We start from the raw sequence: 19,404 nt of genomic DNA on the forward strand, positions 1-19,404 counted from the left end.
CCATGATGCAGGTCTGAAAGGCGACAACCCCATGTCAGCGCCGAGCCGCACAGCACAACCCAAGCCTACCGCCAACCCGGTTCGCCTTGAATATGCCCATCATTCGCAACAAGGCCGCCGCAAACAGAACGAAGACTCGGTCATCGCTAATGATATTGACGATGCGGTTCTGGCCGTGGTTGCCGATGGTATGGGTGGTGGGATTGATGGCAAACGCTTTAGTAGCGATGCAGTTGCCCAGATGCAGTCCGTGATCCTCAGTGCGCGGGCTGGGGTGGGGCCGGATCAACTCTATCAGGCACTGCGCACAACCGCCGCAGAACTTGCGAACCTCCGCGCAAGTAAGGCCAGCTATCAGGCCAGTGGCACAACTCTGGTTGCGGCGGGTATTACACCAACAACGACAGGGGCCGAGGTTGCCCTCGTGCATGTTGGTGATAGCCGTGCCTATGTGGTGCGCGCCAGTGGCACCATTGAACTGCTGACCCGCGACCATACCTACGCGCAGCAACTGCTCCGCGAAGGGCAGGTGTCGAGTGAGAGTGAAGCCTATGCTGCACCGCAGGCCGAACGCCTGACCCATGCGCTCGGTGATGCGCTCGATTTTCGGCGCTTACCAGATTTCCAGACCACAACCCGCCTCAATCCCGGCGATAGCCTCGTCCTCTGTACCGATGGGGTGAGTAAGGTTCTGGACGAACAACGCATTGCCAGCCTTGTCCGCAACCATTCGGCTGAAGATGCGGCGGCTCAGTTGGCTGAACAAGCCCTGGTTGCTGGATCGAGCGATAATGTCACGGCCCTGGTGGTCGCGTGCCTTCCTGCCATCGCTCCACAGACACGTCTCCCATTAAGTATGATTATGTTAGCCATCGCTGGCCTAGTCGCCTTGGGCTTGGGTGGCTTAGCACTCTTCTACTCGCTTGGTCAAGTCGGTGGAGATTCGGGTACGCTCGTTCCCACACTTACTCCGTTGATCGTGAATGGTACTCCCGTTGGTCCGGCAACTTCAACCCCACACATGGGCGCAACCTCTACGTTGGCACCCTCGGTTGAGCCGAGTCCCACGCCTACCAATACACCCACCCCAACGCCCACGAGGACACCCATCATCCGCATCACCCGTACACCCGGCACGCAGGGGCCAGGAACTCCGGCAACAACCGGCGTCATTGCGGCCACTGAGATGCCGGTTGCCTCTGCTACTCATACTTCGGTTATTCCTGGTGCCAATCCCATCAGTACAGCGACAGCGCCAGCAACTCATACACCTACGGCTCGCCCACCATCTAATAATAATCCACCACCATCTAATAATAATCCACCACCGTCTAATAATAATCCACCATCGCCCACCAATACGCCGCGACCCTCTGCAACACCTAGTAAAACGCCAAGACCAGGGGAAACGGCAACTGTTGGGCCGCCCACAGCGGGACCAGAACCTACAACGGAGCCGCCCACAGCGGTGCCAGAACCTACAACGGAGCCGCCCACAGCGGTGCCAGAACCTACAGCGAAGCCAGATCCCCCGGTGGAGCCAGATCCCCCGGTGGAGCCAGATCCCCCGGTGGAGCCAGATCCCCCGGCGGAGCCGCCACCTTCGGAATCATCCGAAACACCCTAAGATCAATCCCTAGAAGACGGCCCGCTGGGCCGTCTCTACCTAGTACCAAAAGGAATCAGGATTAAGGAGTCACGAGCGTGAAACTGATCACCCATCTCTGCATACTGATCACCATATCAGCCCTCTTGGTCGGCTGTGCAACAGGTACCGATAGTGCCGCTGCACTACCCACTGTCACACCGCTGGCAATCGTAACCCCAACGCTGGAAGCAACCGCAACCCCTGCCCAGCCAACCGAAGTGGCGATTGATAGTATCCCCGAAGTCCAAGAGGCGCGCAGCAAGTTGCGTGAAGGCAACTACGAACGGGCGGTTCAACTCCTGCGCCGTGTCACTGCCACCTATAGTGAGAGTCGCGCCGTTCATGAGGAGTTGGCACGTGCCTATCAAGAGTGGGGAATGGCGCTCGTCGAATCCTCACAGGGAGATGTGACCCAGGTTATTTTGAGCCTGGATAAGTTCATCAGCGGCCTGTCCAGTCTTCCGAATGACAGCCTGCTCTACCAGAGCATCGAGAATAGCCACAACCAAGCCCGCGCCTATGTTGATGCTGCGGTAGCCCAAGATAACTTTAATGGGATTGCGGAGGGTATGGAGGCGGCAGCGCGTCAAGCCGAGGCCCAGCGCTTGCAGGGTCTCTTTGCCGAACTCTATGATCTCGATCCCAACTTCCCTGGGGTGGGGCAACGCTACGTCCAGGCACTGGTTAACACTGGGTTAAGCTATAGCAAGGGCGGCGACAGCACACCTGAGAAGGTACGCCTGCGCGAGCAAGCGATTAGCTACTGCCAGCAGGCACTAGCAATTGATCCCGAATCGAGCAGTGCCCAGGAGTGTGTTGAAAATGCCCGCGAATCGATTGCCATCCTCACCGCAACCCCCACACCAACGAGAATACCGCCTACCCCGCAGCCCTCACGCCTCTTCGTCGGATTAATCAACCATAACGAGCGACCTGGCTGTATCTCGATGCAGATACGCAATGTAAGTGCCGCTGGTTGGCGCCTCACGATTGATGGCATGAACCTGGGTGCCTCGTTCGATGGCGGCAATAATGCCTCGCTGTGTGGGCTGCCTGACCACGCGGTCACCTTTACCGTTCGTGATGGCGGCGGCAACCCAGTACGGGGTGGTGGTGGTATTCCCGCCACTGGTGGCGACATCTTTGTTGGAACGTGGAAGTAACGAGAATCACGAAGGCCGCCCTGGGTAGCCCAGGGCGGCCTTCGTGATTCTAACTTCCCTCACATCATGCTGATCTCGATCACCGTATTGGGGCCAAGTTGCACCTGGGTCGTAGTACGAAGAACCTCGGCTTGATTAGGCTGAAGCTGCCTGCCAGTGATGAATGTGCCGTTGGCACTATTCAGATCAATCACGGTGACATCAGCCCCTTGCAAACGAATCTGCAAGTGAGTGCGCGAAATATCAGTATCGCCAAGGATCGGGAGGTTAATCCCCTTCTTCTCGCTCCGTCCGATGATGAATGGGAAGGTGTCAACGAGCACATCAAGTTTTTGGGTCGGGTCTTTGGTTTTGAGTACTCGCACTCGCACCTGCTTGGTGCGTTGGCCGGATTGGAGCGGAGGTGAAGCATGCGATCCATTAACGCGTCCGGTTAGCTCAGTATAGACACGCGGGCCAGGCAGGGCAGTTGGCTGGCGGGTGCGCCACATGAGATAGCCACGCCATCCCAAGATACCGACAACTGCCAAGAGGACAACTCCGATCAGCCACAGCCAGATCGGATTCAGTCCGGGTTTTGGCGTAATCTTAAAAGAATATTCGGTATCTAACGGCTGTCCATTCGCCTCGGTACGCAACTTGAGCATAAACTCATCCTGTGCCCCGGCTCGATAGAGGTCAGGTGGTATATCAATCAGAATTTGCGCTTGAGAATCAGGCACAATACCGGGGAGATTAATGACATTCTTCCCCGAATTGGTGGTAATACTTAGTTGAAAAGGGAGAGGATGCTGACCCAAGCCACGCATCACCAGTTGAATGAGCAGTTTCTTCGCCTCCCAGTTGGGTGTCACCGAATCAACTACAACCTGAAGGCTCGGTTCATACTTGACGCAGGTTGATGCCAAGATAGTCGGATCGGCTCCGTTCTCGACCTCCTGCGGCCCCAACTGGAAGGCTTGCCCGTCACGATTCGTAGCTTGGATCTGGAAACAATACTGATGCCCGGACTGAAAACTCGTGGTCGGGATCGGGATTGCGCTTTGGAGTTGATCGAGCGCCAAATTCAGCTTATTCTGCTGGGTTCCAGCATCCATATCCTTGATCATCAGGGTGACACCACCTAGAGCCTGGATATTACTGGGATCAAGATTGAGGGTATACTGATCCGCTGCGTTGTCGTAGGAAGCAACCGGCTTAAACGTGGGTGGCGGGTAGTAGTCAAAATCCGCCTTCACCACAAAGGTACCCAGAATGGTCTGATCGCTCCCCTCCACCTGTACCTGGAGCGCAGCCGTATTTGGCCCACTGCGCGGGTAGAGCGTAGCCTTCGCCACCCACTGACTATCCAAGATCTGCATGATCTCGCTGAAGCGGTCTTTCAACTGATCCGCCACACCGACAACAGCGGCTCCATTTGTATCACGCGCCATACGCGAGAGCACCGCTTCATCAATCGAGCGGCAACTCTGCGAGGCACACAAGCCTATCGTGTAGATCGGAATACCCTTATCCTTGGCGCGTAGGATGACATTCTCAGCTCCACGCTCACTACACTGGCCGCCACCGGAGAGTTCATCCACACCATCGGTAAAGAGAATAACGGCGCGCCGCTCTTCTGGCTGGGCCGAATCGGCCAGGAGCTGTACCGCCTGAAATGCTGCATTGTAGAGGCATGTGCCCGCCCCAGGGGCAGAACGCCATGCACTCACTTCACTACGCCAAAACTGGCGGTTACTAGAGAAACTTTCAGCACTCCCCAAGCGTGTATTGACATCCAATGTCGTGAACTGGTAGATAAAGAACTGTGCCCGTTCAGGGGCGCTATCTAAGGCTTGCAGCGCCGCATCACGGGCAACATCCAGGTTGTTGCGCATACTCCCGCTGGCATCAAGCAGCAAGACGATCTTAATTGGTGCATCGGGTTCACTAATCGCGGCACGCACGGAGCGATTGTCGCCGATCAGGTTGATCGTGCCCTCGTTGCGCAGCTTGACATCGCGCTTCAGAATCGGGTCACCATTCATGTCGCGCAGGGTAAAGTAGCTGCGCACCAACAAGCCATTGTCTATGCCCTGATCGCTCGTACTCGTATGCAGCACCACCACACTCGGAGTGCTCGTTTGCGCATAGCTCAACACCGGCCAGAGGATACTGAAGAGCAGGATGAAGAGCATAAACTGAAAGCGCCTGCGTTGCATAGAATACCTTTAGAAGTTATATGGTTATGAAATCAGTTTACTTCATAAATGTACGTCAACAACATCACCAAACGTGCTTGTGCCGAAGCACGATTTACTCGTTCAATACTAACCTTATGTGGGTCATTACGTTCGATTAACCATATTCCTTGAGAAGTATCTATGAAAGTTAATTGCCGAGCTTGACCCGCAGAGCCAGAAGATTTCTTATCAACAATACCCATAATAGAACTATTTATATATGGCCCAGTAAGCGCCTGGATAAATTGTTCTGTTATAGGAATTTCAACATGCTGTTTGAGCAATGTTGTATGAACTGCATCTTGGTTTCCAGCACTCAAATCATCCAGCAATGTAGCAAATAGCTCCTGTGGCAATGAAATTGCCGGAATATACTCTTCACCTTCACTCGTCAGTGGCACTTCCAACAGAATTTGATTAATCATAACCTGAGGATCGGCAAACATCATAAACCGATCAATGCTAGGTCGTTCACGCCGATGGATAACCACCACCTCGTCATGGATATGGAGACACGATGATGTCAGTTGCTCGCCACCAATACGGCGATCTATGTAGATGACACGTTCAGCGCTATGGCAAGCAATGAGCATTCCACCCAAGGTATGATCAATCTCCAGCGTCTGGTTGGCATGATCATCCTGAACAAAGCCACGCGCTCGTAGGGCGTGCAACCCATTCAGACGCCAAATATTGGCAATCTCATCAGTGAGTTGCACATCGGCACTACTTCCCCCAATGAAGCGATTAAGGTTGAGTGCGCTCTGAAGATAGAGCATCTCTGCTCCACTCAATTGAAGATCTATGATCATTGGTTCAGTTGTCATATATTCCTCTCAAATATTCAATCGTGTCATCACCATGGAGTCTTAAACCAAGTCCGCCAATTGCCATCTGAAAAGTTGAATGTTTCTGTAATACGATGAGTTGTCTGATTATTTTGTTTTATTTGTTGTTCAACAAATGAATTTACTGTTGATTTTACAGAATTATCAATCGGAAGGATTTGAACAATACTATTCACAGTCGAATAAGTAGTGTTATTTCTTAAGTTTTCCATTGAATATTTAAGATCTGCAACGCCATCCACAAAATTAGCACTCTTTAAGAGAATATTACCCATAGAACCAAGGTACTCCTTACTAAGATCTTGTTGTTTTCTCTGCATATCCTGAATTCCATTATTAAAAGTCTCCATTGAAGGGTTTTTCAGAATTTCATATCCGAAATCCCAAGCATTTTTCATTGACGCAAGTGGCATTTTATAATAATTATACCCAAACTCAGCTACCGATTTCGTTACCTCTCCTAAATCTGCGTTTTTTAGCGCTTTTCTGGCCATATTCGCATCATCTTGAAGAATCTCACGATAGGAATCAGAAGCAAAAGCACCATTATAGAAATCAATTAACCCAATCTCTGCGGTTCCTCCTAGCTGAACACCAGCATTTACCAGTAATGCTACGGCACCAGCTCCAGTACTTCCAATCGCTAAGTTTATTCCCGTATCTAATGTGTTTACACTTACAGTCTTAGTCCAATCAATATTACCCGAATCATTGGTGTATCTCTTACTTTGGACGTCATTCAAGACACCCAGAATCGTATCAAATGCGAACGTAGCAGATTTGAAGGCTTTACTGTCAAGAATTTCGCTGAGTTTACCTTGTTTTTTACCCACTCCAAAAATAAAATCATACATTTGATTCATACTTTTTACATTCCCTCGGGTATCAAATAAATCATTAAGAGCACGTCCAATATTTTTAAACATATTCCTTGTTTTTGCACCTTTAAATTTATTAATTACTCGCATGAGTAACTCTAATGAAACATCTTTTGAGTTCCTGATAATATCAAAATAATTAATATCATCTTCTGTTACATCGCTATTTTGCGTTCCATCTCCTTCAAATATTGACTTAGCCTCCTGCTCTGCTTGCTGAAAAATCTGTACCACCTCAATCGTAACCTGCTGGGCATCATGCAAAGACTGTATCAGGCGCATAACAGCAGGAAAGATCTCGTTATTCATTTCATGGAAAAACTGATTCGCACCCTTACCAATCCAACCGCCCTGTTCAAGAAGACTAAAAGTACGCACCATTTGACGGTACATGTCATCATACGAGATGGCACTATTTCCAAAACGATCTGCGATCTGGAGCATAGACTGATATTCTATTTGTATTGTCTGGGCCTGGTTGAGGTTGGGCATACGACCTCCTTAACATTAAAGTATGATGACTTGCAGTTTAATCTGGCTACGCACAAGTTCGATAGTATCACCATGTTGGATCGGATAGCGCCCATTGACCGGCACCGGGGGCATATTCGGGCTAATGACGTGGAGCGGATTCTTTGGTGCAAGGCTCTCGATCAAGACCTGCTGGCCCTCGGTGAGGATCTGGGCATGACGACGCGAGACACTATAGTCGCTCAGGTTGCAAGCGATGAGTTCGTTATTGGGTAACTTGTCATCAAAACGCCCAATAATTGCCGGTTGCCATGCTAAACGCATGATGCGGTCACTGCCTTGTTCGCGCAGGTAGATGCGCCGCCCCATAGGCTGGGCAGTAGGAGGAAGTGGTGGGTCAACCTCAACCAGACGGCATGCCCGTTGTGTACCCAATTGTTTGAGCAGCATATCTTCGTCGTCTAGGGGAATGCCATCTGGTTCGCGCACCAGACGGTAGGCGCTTGGATCACGGATCAGATGCGCAATATCTTGGAACTCGCTCATGATCGCCTGCACCAGATCACGCGGCGTGACACGGCGCAGAATCTTGACCCGTTGGGGTTTGTCAATCAGCGAGAGGTCTATCTGGAGTTCGGTGTAATCGTCCATGCTCATGGCTGCGAGCTTTCTACCATACGAGCAACTTCGCGGATGATATCTTCATCCTTAAATGTTTCGAGCATAGAATCGATGAGCGAATCATCCATTCCTTGCGCTCTACTTTCACGGCGATAGAGTTCATGTAACAACTGCCGTAGCCGTTCAGGCGAGCGCTGTCCATTCAGTTGGAGCAACTCTTCCACGAGCAGCGGAGTGTTCAGATCCAGTTTACGGGTATCGCTGCGTAGGGCTTGGAGTTCACGTTGGGCACCTTGCTGGAGCAAGGTCCATTGGCGCTGGATGTGCGGATCTTCCACCTGTTGGGATGCCACTGCTTGGATGCGGCTATCACTCCAGGCTGCAACTGGTTCGGGGTACGACGCTTGAATGCGCTCCACCCATTGATCGAGGCGGGTCACAACGGCATTGGCCAGCGCATCCTCTGACAGTTCCGCCTCAGTGGCAGGTACAGCCGTCGCCGAGGCGAGGTGGATCAGTTGGGGAACCCCCGAACGCACTAGGTAGCCACGACCCGGCGGCAGTTCACGATCTTTGAAACCGGCAGGAATACGGGTTACTCTCAGTACATCGAGCGACTGGGAGGCACGTAAGCCAATTCCGAGGTGAGCAGCCATAATCTGCCTGCGCAGATCACTCATACTACTCGTTTCCGGGGCCGTCGCAATGATGAAGTGCAGACCATCAGCGCCATGGCGACGGGCAAGGCTGGCCAGGGCTTGTTGTTGGGCGGTGTGCAGATCTTGGCTGAATTCCTCGAAATTATCAATCAGCACAAAGAGTTGGTGTCCGATCTCGCCCGCTGCCATGCGCTTGGCCTCATCGGTAATGCGATCAACCAGATCGGCCAGTTGCTCCTTCTCGGTAATCGTCGCAACCACATGGGGTAGGTCGGCAAGGCTCTGTTGGCCACCATAGTTCATAAACTTGCGCTGCATATCCACCAACACTATGCGAACTTGATCGGGACTATGGCGACTTGCCAATGCCAGTGCCCATGTGGTGAGTGCCGTGGTACGCCCAGAGAGCGGCGGGCCAACAATCGCCATGTGGGGAGCGATGCGCTTGAGATCGAGGCTCACAGGTTCAAGATGCCGATTCAGACCCAATGCTACCTCAATCTGGCCACTGCCCGGTGCAGGTAACTGAGTAAGCAACTCATCTAAAGGAAGTAGCTCTGGCAGAACGGGAATGGGTTCAGGCTTGGTACGCCAGCCACGCTGCACGATCAGATCGCGCATGTGGGTAGTGAGTTGAACCAGATGGGCTTGCATCTGATCGGAGCCACTGGGCGTATTGAGCGCCGTAACCCCTAAGGGCAATGCCGTCTGAAAAAGGACTGGGCGTTGGCCACGCCGAATATAGCCGCGTCCGGGTTGGTTCTCGAACTCAACAACCCCGCGCCCGACCAGATCCATATAGCGATCTAGATTGCTCTGGCGTAGGGTAATGCGCTCGGTGAAGAGGTTATAGAGGCGCGGAGGCATATTCGCGGGCAAGTTGGCGCTGATCACAAAAGAGATGCCTGCATTGAGCGAACGCCGTACCAGTGGGATGAGGGCATCTTCGATGAGTTTCTCGTAGCCCTCTTGGAGTTCAGCAATGTTGTCAATAACGACCAAGATAGCCGGTAGTGGTTCGCCAGCATGTAGGGCGTTATAGGCATAGAGATGATCAACCCCGGCCTCGCTGATGCGTTGCTGGCGTGTCTGTACGATCCGATCTAGCGTGTCGAGGAGGCGTTGCAAGCGCTCTTCAAAATGGTTCTCATCGGAGTAAATGACCGCACCCGCATGGGGCAAGGCTTCAAGGCTGCGCAAACCACGGCCACCGAGATCGAGGATATAGGCATGTAACTCATCGGGCGTATGGGTTGTGGCGAGGCTCAACAATAACGTGCGCAGGAAGGTTGAGCGTCCGGTGCCTGCATCGCCAAAGATGGCCACATGGTTACGACTAAGATCGAGTTGCATGGGGCGTTGCGTGGCCTCGCTGGGCAGATCCATGAGGCCGACGATGGGTTGCATCGCCCGCGATTTGTTCTGGGGCAGTGGGGCATCGGGAGCATTCCAGACAATACCCGGCCACAGGCGCGGCGTATCCTGGACCAACCAATTGGCCATTGCTGGTTCCAGAAGGTAGCGCTGAGTACTCTTGCCATCACTGAGCGGCGTATCGAGACTAAAGGCCGCCGGTAAGAAACCTGGCCATGGACGCGGCACTAAGCGGCCCGCATTGAGTTCATGGGCGAGGGATACTACCGCATCGAAGAGGCGCGGCGTCTCATCCTGACGAGCTTGATTCGCATCGAGATTGACAAAGTGCGCTCCAGGCACCTCCTCACCACTATAGGCAACCTGGATCAGTTCAAGGTTCTCATTACCAACCTGAATATAGCCCCGTCCGGGCAGATTATTGGGTAAGAAGGCCGCATCGGGGCGGCGTAACATATCGCGGCTGGTATCAAGTTCCTCTACGCGCAGGCAGAGACGCAACTTGATATTGGCACGCATCTGATCCGAAACGCCCTTGGGACGTTGTGAGGCGAGGATGAGATTGACGCCTTGGGCACGTCCCACACGGGTAATGCTGTCTAATTGGATACGATAATCGGGGTTATCGCTAATCATCTCAGAGAATTCATCAATGATAACGCAGAGATGCGGATAGGCTTCACGGCTACGGTGATACCCCTTATTGCGATACTCGACAATATCCTTGGTGCCGGTCTCCGCATTAAGACGCTGGCGGCGCTGCATCTCGGCATCAATGGCGGTAAACATACGGTGGACAGCCGACTTATCCAGGTTAGTCACCATATCCACCACATGGGGCAGGTGTTCAAAGGGCTTAAAGGCTCCTCCACCCTTATAATCCACGAGCACAAAGTTGAGTACTTCTGGGCTGTAGTGAACGGCCAAACCCGTGATGAAGGTCATCAAGACTTCGGACTTGCCCGATCCGGTGCCACCCGCGATCAGAGCATGAACACCATCCTTCTTCGCTTCGAGCGTTAAGATACGATCCCGATTGCCAGAACCTGTACCCAACGGCACCTTCAGCCAATCTGCGGCATCAGGTTCAGCATTCGTTTGCCACTGCTGCTGCATAGCCGCAGGCAGTTGAGCTAGAAAATGCGCATACAACGGGCTAATCTTGCATGAACGCGCCAACATGTCGCGGTAGGCAAGTTTACTGGCCAGAGCATCAATGCGGATGGGTTGTGGGTAGCTCAGCCCGGTTTGGGCGATCAGATCTTGCATGTGTTGGGCAATCTGCCTGACCTGATCAGACTCATCGCACACCTTCCCTTGGGCATCGAGCGAACCAGGCACCAGCGCCACCTGGAAGGTAAGGGGGCGACCCTCAATCCGCACCAAGCCACGCCCATTGATCTCCTCGACCTCACCGGCACCAACCCCCACCACCATACTATAGTCGCTACTATCGCCCAGCCGCAGTGTGAAGCGCTCGGTAAAGAGACTGTAGAGCTTACTAGAGATCTGCTGCGGGCGATTCGCGCTGATAACCATATACAGCCCAAAAGCGCGCCCCTGGCGAGCCAGGGTAACAAACGATTCCAGTGGATTATCGGCCATATCGCGCTTCTCAGAGCGCGTAACGCCAAAGGTCTCGATCAATTCACCGACATTATCTATCAGGATCACCTGAGCAGGCAGGGGTTGACCCGCACATTTGCGGTTATATTCCTCAATACTCGACACCTTCTGATTGCTAAAGAGGGCTTGGCGATCAGCAATTAGTTCTTGGAGTTGCCGCCAGAGTTGCTGGAGGCGCTCCTCATAGCCGGTTGCATCAGGGGAGATATAGGTACCCACATGGGGTAGCGGGTTGAGCATCTCCAGGCTACGGCCACCACCAAGATCGAGCATATGCAGGTGTAGTTCGGCTGGGCTATGGGTAGCGCTAAGGTGCAGCGCCAAGGCGCGCAAAAAGCTACTCTTGCCCCAACCAGAGGCACCAAAGACCACCGCATGACCCCGGCTGAGATCAACGATCAGCGGGAGCAGGCGAGCCGCGTATGGGTTATCCACCAAGCCCACCACCCCACGTAGAGCCGTCTGGCTCCAATCCACACCCGCCCAACGCCCATGCCCTTGGTACCAATCATGTACAGCAGCACTCAAGACAAGCGGTACGCGGGTAGGATCGTTCGTCATCAGGGCCAAGAAGTGCGGATCAACCCGATCCAGGGGCACCACATCCGCGAAGGTGAAGGTGCTAAGCGGAGCAGGCCAGGGCGCACTCGGACGGGGAGCGCTCCCCAACAACCCCTGAGCCATCTGTACCACGGCCTGGTAGAAGCGCAACTTCTCGCCCTCGGCGGTGGGCGGAGCGGATTCAAACGTTTCGCCGGTATAGGCAAACTGGAGCAGTTCAACGCCTTCATTCCCCGCCTGAAGATAGCCGCGACCGGGCAGGCCATTGGGCAAGGCGGCCGCATCGGGTCGGCGTAGCAACTCGCGGCTCGTCTCGGCCTGTTCGACACGTAGACAGATACGCAACTTGATGTTGGCGCGCATCTGATCAGTGACCCCAATCGGGCGTTGCGACGCGAGGAGGAGATAAACACCTTGGGCACGGCCAAGGCGGGTAATACTCTCCAACTCCTCGGCGAACTCGGCATTATCGCGGATCATCTCGGCATACTCATCAATAATGATGAAGAGATGCGGATAGGGTACACCCGTGAGGTGTAGACCTTTGCGCCGGTAGGCAATAATATTCTCGGTACCCGTCTCTTTATTCAGGGCTTGGCGACGCTCCATCTCGGCGCGGATCGCCGTAAAGACGCGCTTAACCGCTGCCCGATTGAGGTTCGTGACCATGTCCACCACATGCGGCAAGTTCTCAAAGGGCTTAAACGCCCCACCGCCCTTATAGTCTACCAGCACAAAATTGAGCGTATCGGGGGCATAACGCAACGCCAGACTGACAACCAGCGACATGAGGAGTTCGGACTTGCCTGATCCGGTGCCACCCGCAATCAGGCCATGCACACCATCCTTACTGGCCTCAAAGTGGATCTGACGTGGGCGATTACCCGAACTAAGGCCGATCACCGCCTGCAACCAATCGGCATGGTGCGGATCGCGGCTCTTCACCCATGCTTGGCGCGTACTAACAGTGAGTTCAGCAAACGTCAGTTTGGTATTCCTGAGCCACTTATCACTCAGGATCTCTTTGAGCAACACTGAGCGGGGCAAACCATCCACTCGCGGAGGGCGGATGTAGCGAGCGGGATGATCGGCGATATGTGACTGCATTGCTTCGGCAAGGCGTTCAAGTTCGCGCTGCTCATTACTCTGATCGCTATTCTGGGTTGAGGTAATCGGCAATGCGACCTGAAAGGCCAGTGGTTGGCCAGCAATACGCACATAGCCACGCCCAGCGACCGATCCGATCTCTTCAACTGCGCCACCAACAATCGTGCGATACTCGGTACTATCGGCCAAGCGCAGCGTCATGCGTTCGGTAAAGAGGCTGGTCACACCACTCGGCACATCGGCAGGCTGAGCCGCCGAGATAACCACATGCACCCCATAGGTCTTGGCTTGGCGTAAGACCACAATAAAGCGTTGTAAGAGACTCTCAACATTATCCGACGTATCACCGAAGGTGGCCACAAACTCGCTAAAATTATCAATCAGCAAGACAATCGCCGGGAGTGGCTGAACGGCATTGCGCTGGTTATAGGCGATCAGATCATCACTCCCCAAGACCTTCTTACGGGCATCAATCAATTGCTCAATCTCGCGCACCAACTGATTGACGCGCTCCTCATACGCCTCTTCATCGGGAGTGATCACCGCTCCTACGTGGGGCAGTTTGCGCAGTACCCCAAAGCCCCGCCCACCCAAATCGAGTAAGTAGAGGTGCAGGTAATTGGGTGAGTGGCTAGCCGCCAGACTGATCGCAAGGGTACGCAAGAAGGTACTCTTGCCCCATCCTGATGCCCCATAGATGATCGTGTGGCCACGCACCAGATCGACGACCAAGGGCATGTTACAGGCCGCATAGGGATTATCAATCAGGCCAACCACGGGACGCAGGGCATACGAGTTCCAGAAGGTCTTGCGGGTAGCCGCATCGGCGTGTTCAACCTCCACCCAACCCGGCATCCCTTCGAGCCAGTGGGTGAGTGCCGGATTGAGGCTCAGGTTAGCTTCACGCGGTTGGGCCAGCGTGACGTGCTGAACAGCCTCATGTGAGAGGTACTGTTCAGCCGTCAGGGTCTTGATACGAGGATCGTCGGAGATGAGCCAATCCGAGAGAGCCAAGTGATCGGGCAAACTTTTGGGCCAGGGGGCAAGTTGCTTGGGGCGCTTCTGTTTGTCTGCCAGTTGGTTCAGGGTAGCGATGATCAGTTTATAGAGTTCAGGAGCCACCGTATCCTGACCGGCATCGTCATTAGGGTGGCGATCTGGCCATTTAACCAAGGGGCGGCTACGATTGGGATCGCGGTAGGGTTCACCCGTATAGGCGATCTGGATCAGTTCGATCTCATCATTGCCCACCTGGAGGTAGCCGCGACCGGGCATGCCGGTGGGTAAGAAGGCGGCATCCTGGCGGCGCAACATTTCACGGCTCTCTTGGCCCGACTCGACACGCAGACAGATGCGGAACTTGATATTGGAGCGCATCTGGTCGGTGACACCGCTAGGGTTTTGCGCGGCCAAGATGAGCGAGACCCCCTGAGCGCGACCGAGGCGGGTAATGGTTTCTAACTGGGATTTATACTCAGCCCGATCCGCGATCATCTCGGCGAACTCATCAATCACAATAAAGAGGAAGGGGTAGGGTTTATGGGTAAGATGCAGACCCTTCTTGCGATACTCAACAATATCTTTGGTATCAGTAGAAGTATTGAGTTCCTGGCGGCGATTCATTTCGGCGCGGATGGCGGTAAACATACGGGTAACGCCATCGGCGGCCAAGTTGGTAATAATATCCACACAGTGGGGCAGATTGGCAAACTCCTTAAAGGCCCCCCCGCCTTTATAATCCACCAGCACAAAATTGAGCGTTTCGGGATCATAATTGACCGCCAAGCCAGCAATGAGTGCAATCAGGAGTTCAGACTTGCCTGATCCAGTTGAGCCAGCAACCATACCATGGACACCATCACGTTTGGCCGAAAAGACTAGCGTGCGGCGCTTATTCCCGGCCATGCGCCCCAACGAAACGCGCAACCAATTGGCGCGTTTGGCTTCGTTGGCCTCACGCCAACGCTTCCAGGCGTCATCGCGCAGATCATCAATTGAGCCATAGCCAACCAGATCCATATAGGAGACTGCGGGCGGTACATAGGCTCCCGCACTCTGACGCACCATCAAGAGGCGCAGATCTTCGGCCAATTGGCGCATTGTCTCAACATCAGCAACGTGATCCGCAACACCGAGGTAGCGAAAGCTATTGACCCCGGTTTCGGCATAGCGGAAGGTCAGTTGGCGCTCATTGGGACGCTTGGTATTGGTAACCAGCGTCGTCTCCTCAATCTCGATCAAGGCTTGACAGCCACTCGGAGCCTTGACCCGTTCGGGCACTAGGAAGAGGATCGTGGCTCCCAAATTAGCCCCTTCGGCCAGCAGAATCGCGATGGCGGCTTCGGTCTCGATGGCATTGAGGCGTTCGGGTAGCGTAGCGGCGAGCAGATCAACTACCACCAAGCAGAAGGGCAAGCGCGGATCACCCTGATCCTCAGCCGCATCCTTCTGTTGGAGGCGGATTTTGCGCTGCACAAGCAGACGCCGCAAGGACTCCATATAGCGATCAAACTCATCACCTTCATCGTCATGTTGATCAGGAGTGGTCGGCTGATGTTGATCAACGAAGAAGATAAAATTTGTATCCTCACCTTCTTGGGTATGGGGTAATTTTTGCGCCCATGACCATGGTTGGCGATCAGTTGCCAAGATATAGAGGCGGGTATCGCTCGACGTATGGAAAACAACCATCTGTGCCAACAGCGCCCACACACAGGCATAGACCGACTCAGGTGTTCCAGCCAGCGCCAGTGCATGGGTGGCAGGTGTTGGGGGACGCTGTTCCTGCTCATCGGCATTAAGCGTCTCATCATCAGCGGTAAGATCCTTGATTGGTGGGCGCAAGGATAAGGTGATCGGCACCTGATGCACCACCTGCGAGTCGGTTGCCAGCTTCATGGCGGCACGAGCGAGGGGATCGTTAAAATGTTCAATCTCTTGGAGGGTATAGATGACCGAAGAGGGGCGGCTACCGATCCCCAAGCGGATCATCGCAAAATCATCATCAGAAGTACGGCGTTCCCAGAGGCGACTCTCGCTACGCAGCGGGCGTTGGCCCGTCTGGGTAGTCAAATCCTTCGTTTGGGCAACAATATGCAGGTTTGTTTGGGGTTCAGGGTAGTTATAGCTATAGAAGCGGCGTTGCTGATCATGGGCCTGTTTCATCTCACGCGAGAGTTCAACGAGACGCTCTTGATAGGCTTGAAGTGCGGCTGCGCGTTGGCCGCGCTCCTTCAAAAAACTATAGACAGAGAAGGTCATTGAGGCTACTACCGAGAGCGCCATTGGAATAAGCATCCCCAGACTGCGCCCACCACCAAAGGAGGCCACCAACACATAGCCCACAATGGAGATCAAGGGCAAGCCAATCTGAAGCAGACGCCCCCGATCCTCAGGGGATGACTCAGGTGGTTTGGGAATAGGCACTTCACCAAAAGGAATTTCGGGCTGAAGACGTGGCGGGCGGTCAATATGCTTGGGAGCCGACTGGGACATAGTGAACGCTCCAGAGCAGCAAGGCTTCAGATCACGGTTGGATTCAAGGAGATGATCAGGGCAATGATGAAGGCAATACCCAAAATGATCACAGCGCCCATCAAGATGAGATCTATTGAAAAGCGGCGTTTAGGTCGTTGCAAAGGAAAATTCTTCTCATAGGCAAGCAATTTTTGAGTCCATTCCGCTGCCCCCTGTATCGAACGTGCATCAACCGCAGCCATAGCAATATCAGCAATCGGTCGGACATCATCCTGGCGAGTCATCGGCACAAAACGCTTTTGGCTCACCGCCGCACGAATTTCTGCATCGCTGCGTTGGTGCGCCGGAATGGCTGGTTCACCGACCAGCATCTCATAGAGTGTGAGGCCCAGACCATAGACATCACTGGCAGAAGAGAATTGTTGCGGCAACTCAGGAGCCATATAGGCTGGAGAAACTAATTCATCGTACCAACACTGTTTAAAAGAAGATGTACCATTATTGTGAGATGGATCTGTATTATAGGCTAAGCCAAAATCAACCAACAGTACCTGTGGTTTAGAAAGGAGGGGATCGAGGTGGACGAGGACGGACGCAGGACTCAGCGCTAGATGAATGTAGCTTTTACTCTGAAGGAGCGTCAGAGCATGGCCCATACCTAGCGCAATCTGCACGACATGTGCAATCCAGAGTTGAGGGGTCTTCTTGAGAAGATCGGAGAGTGGTTCACCAGGAATATGGGTAAAGACAGAGTAGTAGAGCAGGTGGCGACCAAGAACGATCTTCGCATAGGCAACAGCGTCCTTGGCATCAATCGAGGCATCCAAGGTGGGGGGCAGGATCGTCGGTAGATGCTCACCTAGAGCACGTTCGAGGCGCAGTGTATTGAGGAGTTTGGCCTCACGTTCGAGGCGATCAATATGGTGCTGCCCCGGATGCGCAACCTTCAAATAGATCAGCTTACCCGCCCGTTGCGCCACATAGAGGGTAGCGCTGCGCTGAATGATCAGCGGCTTCACAATCTCAATATCACCCAATAATTCGCCATGCTCTAAGACCAACGGCGAGGACTCAGAGGGACAACGCACATCCTGGCAGTAAAGGTTATGATCGGCAGATGTGCGTTCGCAGACAAGGCAGACCTGTTTCATAGCTGCGCGCCTTCGGCAAGAGGCAAGAGAGGGACGAAAATCTGGCGATATAGCCACCCAGCCACATGTGGATCGCACAGTGGCCGGGCTGCAGATAGGCTGACACCTTAATAGAACTTGGTCGCCCCCTCAGCATCACCGCGCTCAAAGGCATCCATTGATGCGTTCACATCCTGGCTCATCTCGGCGCACTTAGCGGCCTGCTTCTCGATCTTGGGCTTGATGCCCTCAAGATAGACGGTTACGGCTTGCCCGCCTACCAAGCCGATAAAGGCGGTCGTTTTGAGCGTATTGATCAGAAAATCGAGCACACGAGCGACGGTCGTCAGCACCTCGCTAAATTCCTGGAGTTCCTTAGCGATGCTACGGACTTCAGGAAGATTGATATAGATCTGGTCTTCCATATTGACACCTCTCCACGGGTTATTGGATATGCGTAGAACCAGTGCGAACCAACTAAGTGATTCAAGAGCGCCTAATAGAAATTGAAGGCATCAGTCAGGCGGGAACGAATCAAGCGCTCGGCCTCTTCATCGGCCTGCTCAATGCGCTCCTTAGCACTCGTCACCTTGGTCTTGAAGTCGTTAATATTGTCAACCGTCTGCATAACCCCCGGCAAGCACGTCGTGGAGAGTTCATTCACGAAGGCATCAGCACCTTTACCAATCCAAACCCCACCCGTCACCTTCTGGATGATTGATTGGGTTGGGTTTTGCACCCGCTCTTGGATGGTAAGCACCTGTTTGCCGATTTGGACTAAGACATTCATCAGCACAGCGCGGGCAATGCGGAGCAGAACACTTAGCATTACAGACCTCCAAACTAGAACTTGGGAGCAACAATATTCGTATCAGTCTCTATTAATATATTCAGTGCTGTCTTCACATCGGCTTCAAGCTCAATAAACTTGGCCTGTAGGCGCAAGAGGGCCGGATCAAGCTTGGTCGTCAGGACTTCGCAGTAGCTTTCGCCAGCTTTACCAAGCAGCGCCCCACCTTGCAGCATACTGACGATGGCCTTGATCTCGGACTGCGTGGCCTCAGTCTTTTCGGATGCCTTCTTAAAGGTTGCGATCATCGCTTCAGCAAGTTCAGGAACGATCTTGATCTCGTCAGACATATCCATAGCCTCCTAGCAGTAATAGATTACACATTGAGCGAAGCGATCATGGACTGGGCTTCCTGCTCACCGCGCTTCATAATATTGGAGACCTCGTTGGTAACCTGAGAAGCTTCATTCATGGCATTGTAGAGCTTCTGGCAGGCTGGCAATACCTCACTATTCATCTCATCAAAGAAGGCATTGGCCCCGCGCCCTAGCCAGCCACCGTTGGAGAGTGGCTCGAAGGCGGTGCGAATTTCGCGCAGCATCTCCTCGATGGCTTGGACCTGATTGCTAAAACGGCTTCTGATCTGGTCGAGTTGATCGTATTCCACCTTGATCTCATCCGACGCCATGGATACCTCCTCATAATGTAGTAGGCATGAACAGACGCTACGCAGGTCATCAGAGACAGACTAAATCTGAACCAGCGAATAGGTATAAGAGGGGTTACAAAACCAGGGGTAGGAAAACCATCTCTACTCTAGCAAGAAGCA

General features: G+C 53.4%; 12 protein-coding genes. 2 read left to right on the forward strand and 10 right to left on the reverse strand.

The genetic code is table 11. The annotated features are described in order from the left end of the window. Positions 1-31 precede the first annotated feature (31 nt). Both EKD03_RS08815 and EKD03_RS08820 read left to right on the forward strand, forming a co-directional pair. Positions 32-1,627 carry a PP2C family protein-serine/threonine phosphatase gene (locus tag EKD03_RS08815; protein WP_129629691.1) on the forward strand — a complete coding sequence of 532 codons (1,596 nt, stop codon included), beginning with the start codon at positions 32-34 and terminating at the stop codon, positions 1,625-1,627. A gap of 77 nt (positions 1,628-1,704) precedes the next feature. Further along, complete coding sequence (locus tag EKD03_RS08820) at positions 1,705-2,811, forward strand: tetratricopeptide repeat protein (protein WP_129629693.1); 1,107 nt, start codon at positions 1,705-1,707, stop codon at positions 2,809-2,811. Positions 2,812-2,870: 59 nt separating this feature from the next. Here EKD03_RS08820 and EKD03_RS08825 read toward each other — a convergent pair whose 3' ends face one another. The 10 genes from EKD03_RS08825 to EKD03_RS08870 form a co-directional block, all read right to left on the reverse strand. Then, positions 2,871-5,012 (reverse strand): FHA domain-containing protein, encoded by a 2,142-nt coding sequence (locus tag EKD03_RS08825; RefSeq protein WP_129629695.1) that lies wholly within the window; start codon positions 5,010-5,012, stop codon positions 2,871-2,873. Between the two features lie 32 nt (positions 5,013-5,044). Next, on the reverse strand, positions 5,045-5,860 hold the full coding sequence (locus EKD03_RS08830; RefSeq protein WP_129629697.1) for a hypothetical protein: 816 nt from the start codon (positions 5,858-5,860) through the stop codon (positions 5,045-5,047). 29 nt (positions 5,861-5,889) lie between these two features. Further along, complete coding sequence (locus EKD03_RS08835; RefSeq protein ID WP_129629699.1) at positions 5,890-7,251, reverse strand: WXG100 family type VII secretion target; 1,362 nt, start codon at positions 7,249-7,251, stop codon at positions 5,890-5,892. 15 nt (positions 7,252-7,266) lie between these two features. Next, positions 7,267-7,881, reverse strand: a complete 615-nt coding sequence (locus tag EKD03_RS08840; RefSeq protein WP_161569221.1) for an FHA domain-containing protein — start codon at positions 7,879-7,881, stop codon at positions 7,267-7,269. A gap of 2 nt (positions 7,882-7,883) precedes the next feature. Beyond that, the gene (locus tag EKD03_RS08845; protein WP_129629703.1) at positions 7,884-16,673 is read right to left on the reverse strand and encodes an FtsK/SpoIIIE domain-containing protein; all 8,790 of its coding nucleotides are present in this window, start codon (positions 16,671-16,673) and stop codon (positions 7,884-7,886) included. 26 nt (positions 16,674-16,699) lie between these two features. Then, positions 16,700-17,806, reverse strand: a complete 1,107-nt coding sequence (locus tag EKD03_RS08850; RefSeq protein WP_129629705.1) for a protein kinase domain-containing protein — start codon at positions 17,804-17,806, stop codon at positions 16,700-16,702. A 107-nt stretch (positions 17,807-17,913) separates the two neighbouring features. Beyond that, positions 17,914-18,210: a hypothetical protein gene (locus EKD03_RS08855; protein ID WP_129629707.1), complete on the reverse strand. Its 297-nt coding sequence runs from the start codon at positions 18,208-18,210 to the stop codon at positions 17,914-17,916. 71 nt (positions 18,211-18,281) lie between these two features. Continuing rightward, positions 18,282-18,614, reverse strand: a complete 333-nt coding sequence (locus tag EKD03_RS08860) for a hypothetical protein (RefSeq protein WP_129629709.1) — start codon at positions 18,612-18,614, stop codon at positions 18,282-18,284. A 14-nt stretch (positions 18,615-18,628) separates the two neighbouring features. Then, complete coding sequence (locus EKD03_RS08865) at positions 18,629-18,931, reverse strand: WXG100 family type VII secretion target (protein WP_129629711.1); 303 nt, start codon at positions 18,929-18,931, stop codon at positions 18,629-18,631. 20 nt (positions 18,932-18,951) lie between these two features. Next, positions 18,952-19,263 (reverse strand): WXG100 family type VII secretion target, encoded by a 312-nt coding sequence (locus tag EKD03_RS08870; protein WP_129629713.1) that lies wholly within the window; start codon positions 19,261-19,263, stop codon positions 18,952-18,954. Positions 19,264-19,404 lie beyond the last annotated feature (141 nt).

The organism is Candidatus Oscillochloris fontis (assembly GCF_004138135.1).
GTDB classification, from domain to species: Bacteria; Chloroflexota; Chloroflexia; order Chloroflexales; family Chloroflexaceae; genus Oscillochloris; species Oscillochloris fontis.

Excerpts from the sequence above, each read along its gene's own strand:
- EKD03_RS08815 (WP_129629691.1), top strand. The coding sequence starts at position 32 with ATGTCAGCGCCGAGCCGCACAGCACAACCCAAGCCTACCGCCAACCCG.
- EKD03_RS08825 (WP_129629695.1), bottom strand. The coding sequence starts at position 5,012 with ATGCAACGCAGGCGCTTTCAGTTTATGCTCTTCATCCTGCTCTTCAGT.
- EKD03_RS08830 (WP_129629697.1), bottom strand. The coding sequence starts at position 5,860 with ATGACAACTGAACCAATGATCATAGATCTTCAATTGAGTGGAGCAGAG.
- EKD03_RS08835 (WP_129629699.1), bottom strand. The coding sequence starts at position 7,251 with ATGCCCAACCTCAACCAGGCCCAGACAATACAAATAGAATATCAGTCT.
- EKD03_RS08840 (WP_161569221.1), bottom strand. The coding sequence starts at position 7,881 with ATGGACGATTACACCGAACTCCAGATAGACCTCTCGCTGATTGACAAA.
- EKD03_RS08845 (WP_129629703.1), bottom strand. The coding sequence starts at position 16,673 with ATGTCCCAGTCGGCTCCCAAGCATATTGACCGCCCGCCACGTCTTCAG.
- EKD03_RS08850 (WP_129629705.1), bottom strand. The coding sequence starts at position 17,806 with ATGAAACAGGTCTGCCTTGTCTGCGAACGCACATCTGCCGATCATAAC.
- EKD03_RS08855 (WP_129629707.1), bottom strand. The coding sequence starts at position 18,210 with ATGGAAGACCAGATCTATATCAATCTTCCTGAAGTCCGTAGCATCGCT.
- EKD03_RS08860 (WP_129629709.1), bottom strand. The coding sequence starts at position 18,614 with ATGCTAAGTGTTCTGCTCCGCATTGCCCGCGCTGTGCTGATGAATGTC.
- EKD03_RS08865 (WP_129629711.1), bottom strand. The coding sequence starts at position 18,931 with ATGGATATGTCTGACGAGATCAAGATCGTTCCTGAACTTGCTGAAGCG.
- EKD03_RS08870 (WP_129629713.1), bottom strand. The coding sequence starts at position 19,263 with ATGGCGTCGGATGAGATCAAGGTGGAATACGATCAACTCGACCAGATC.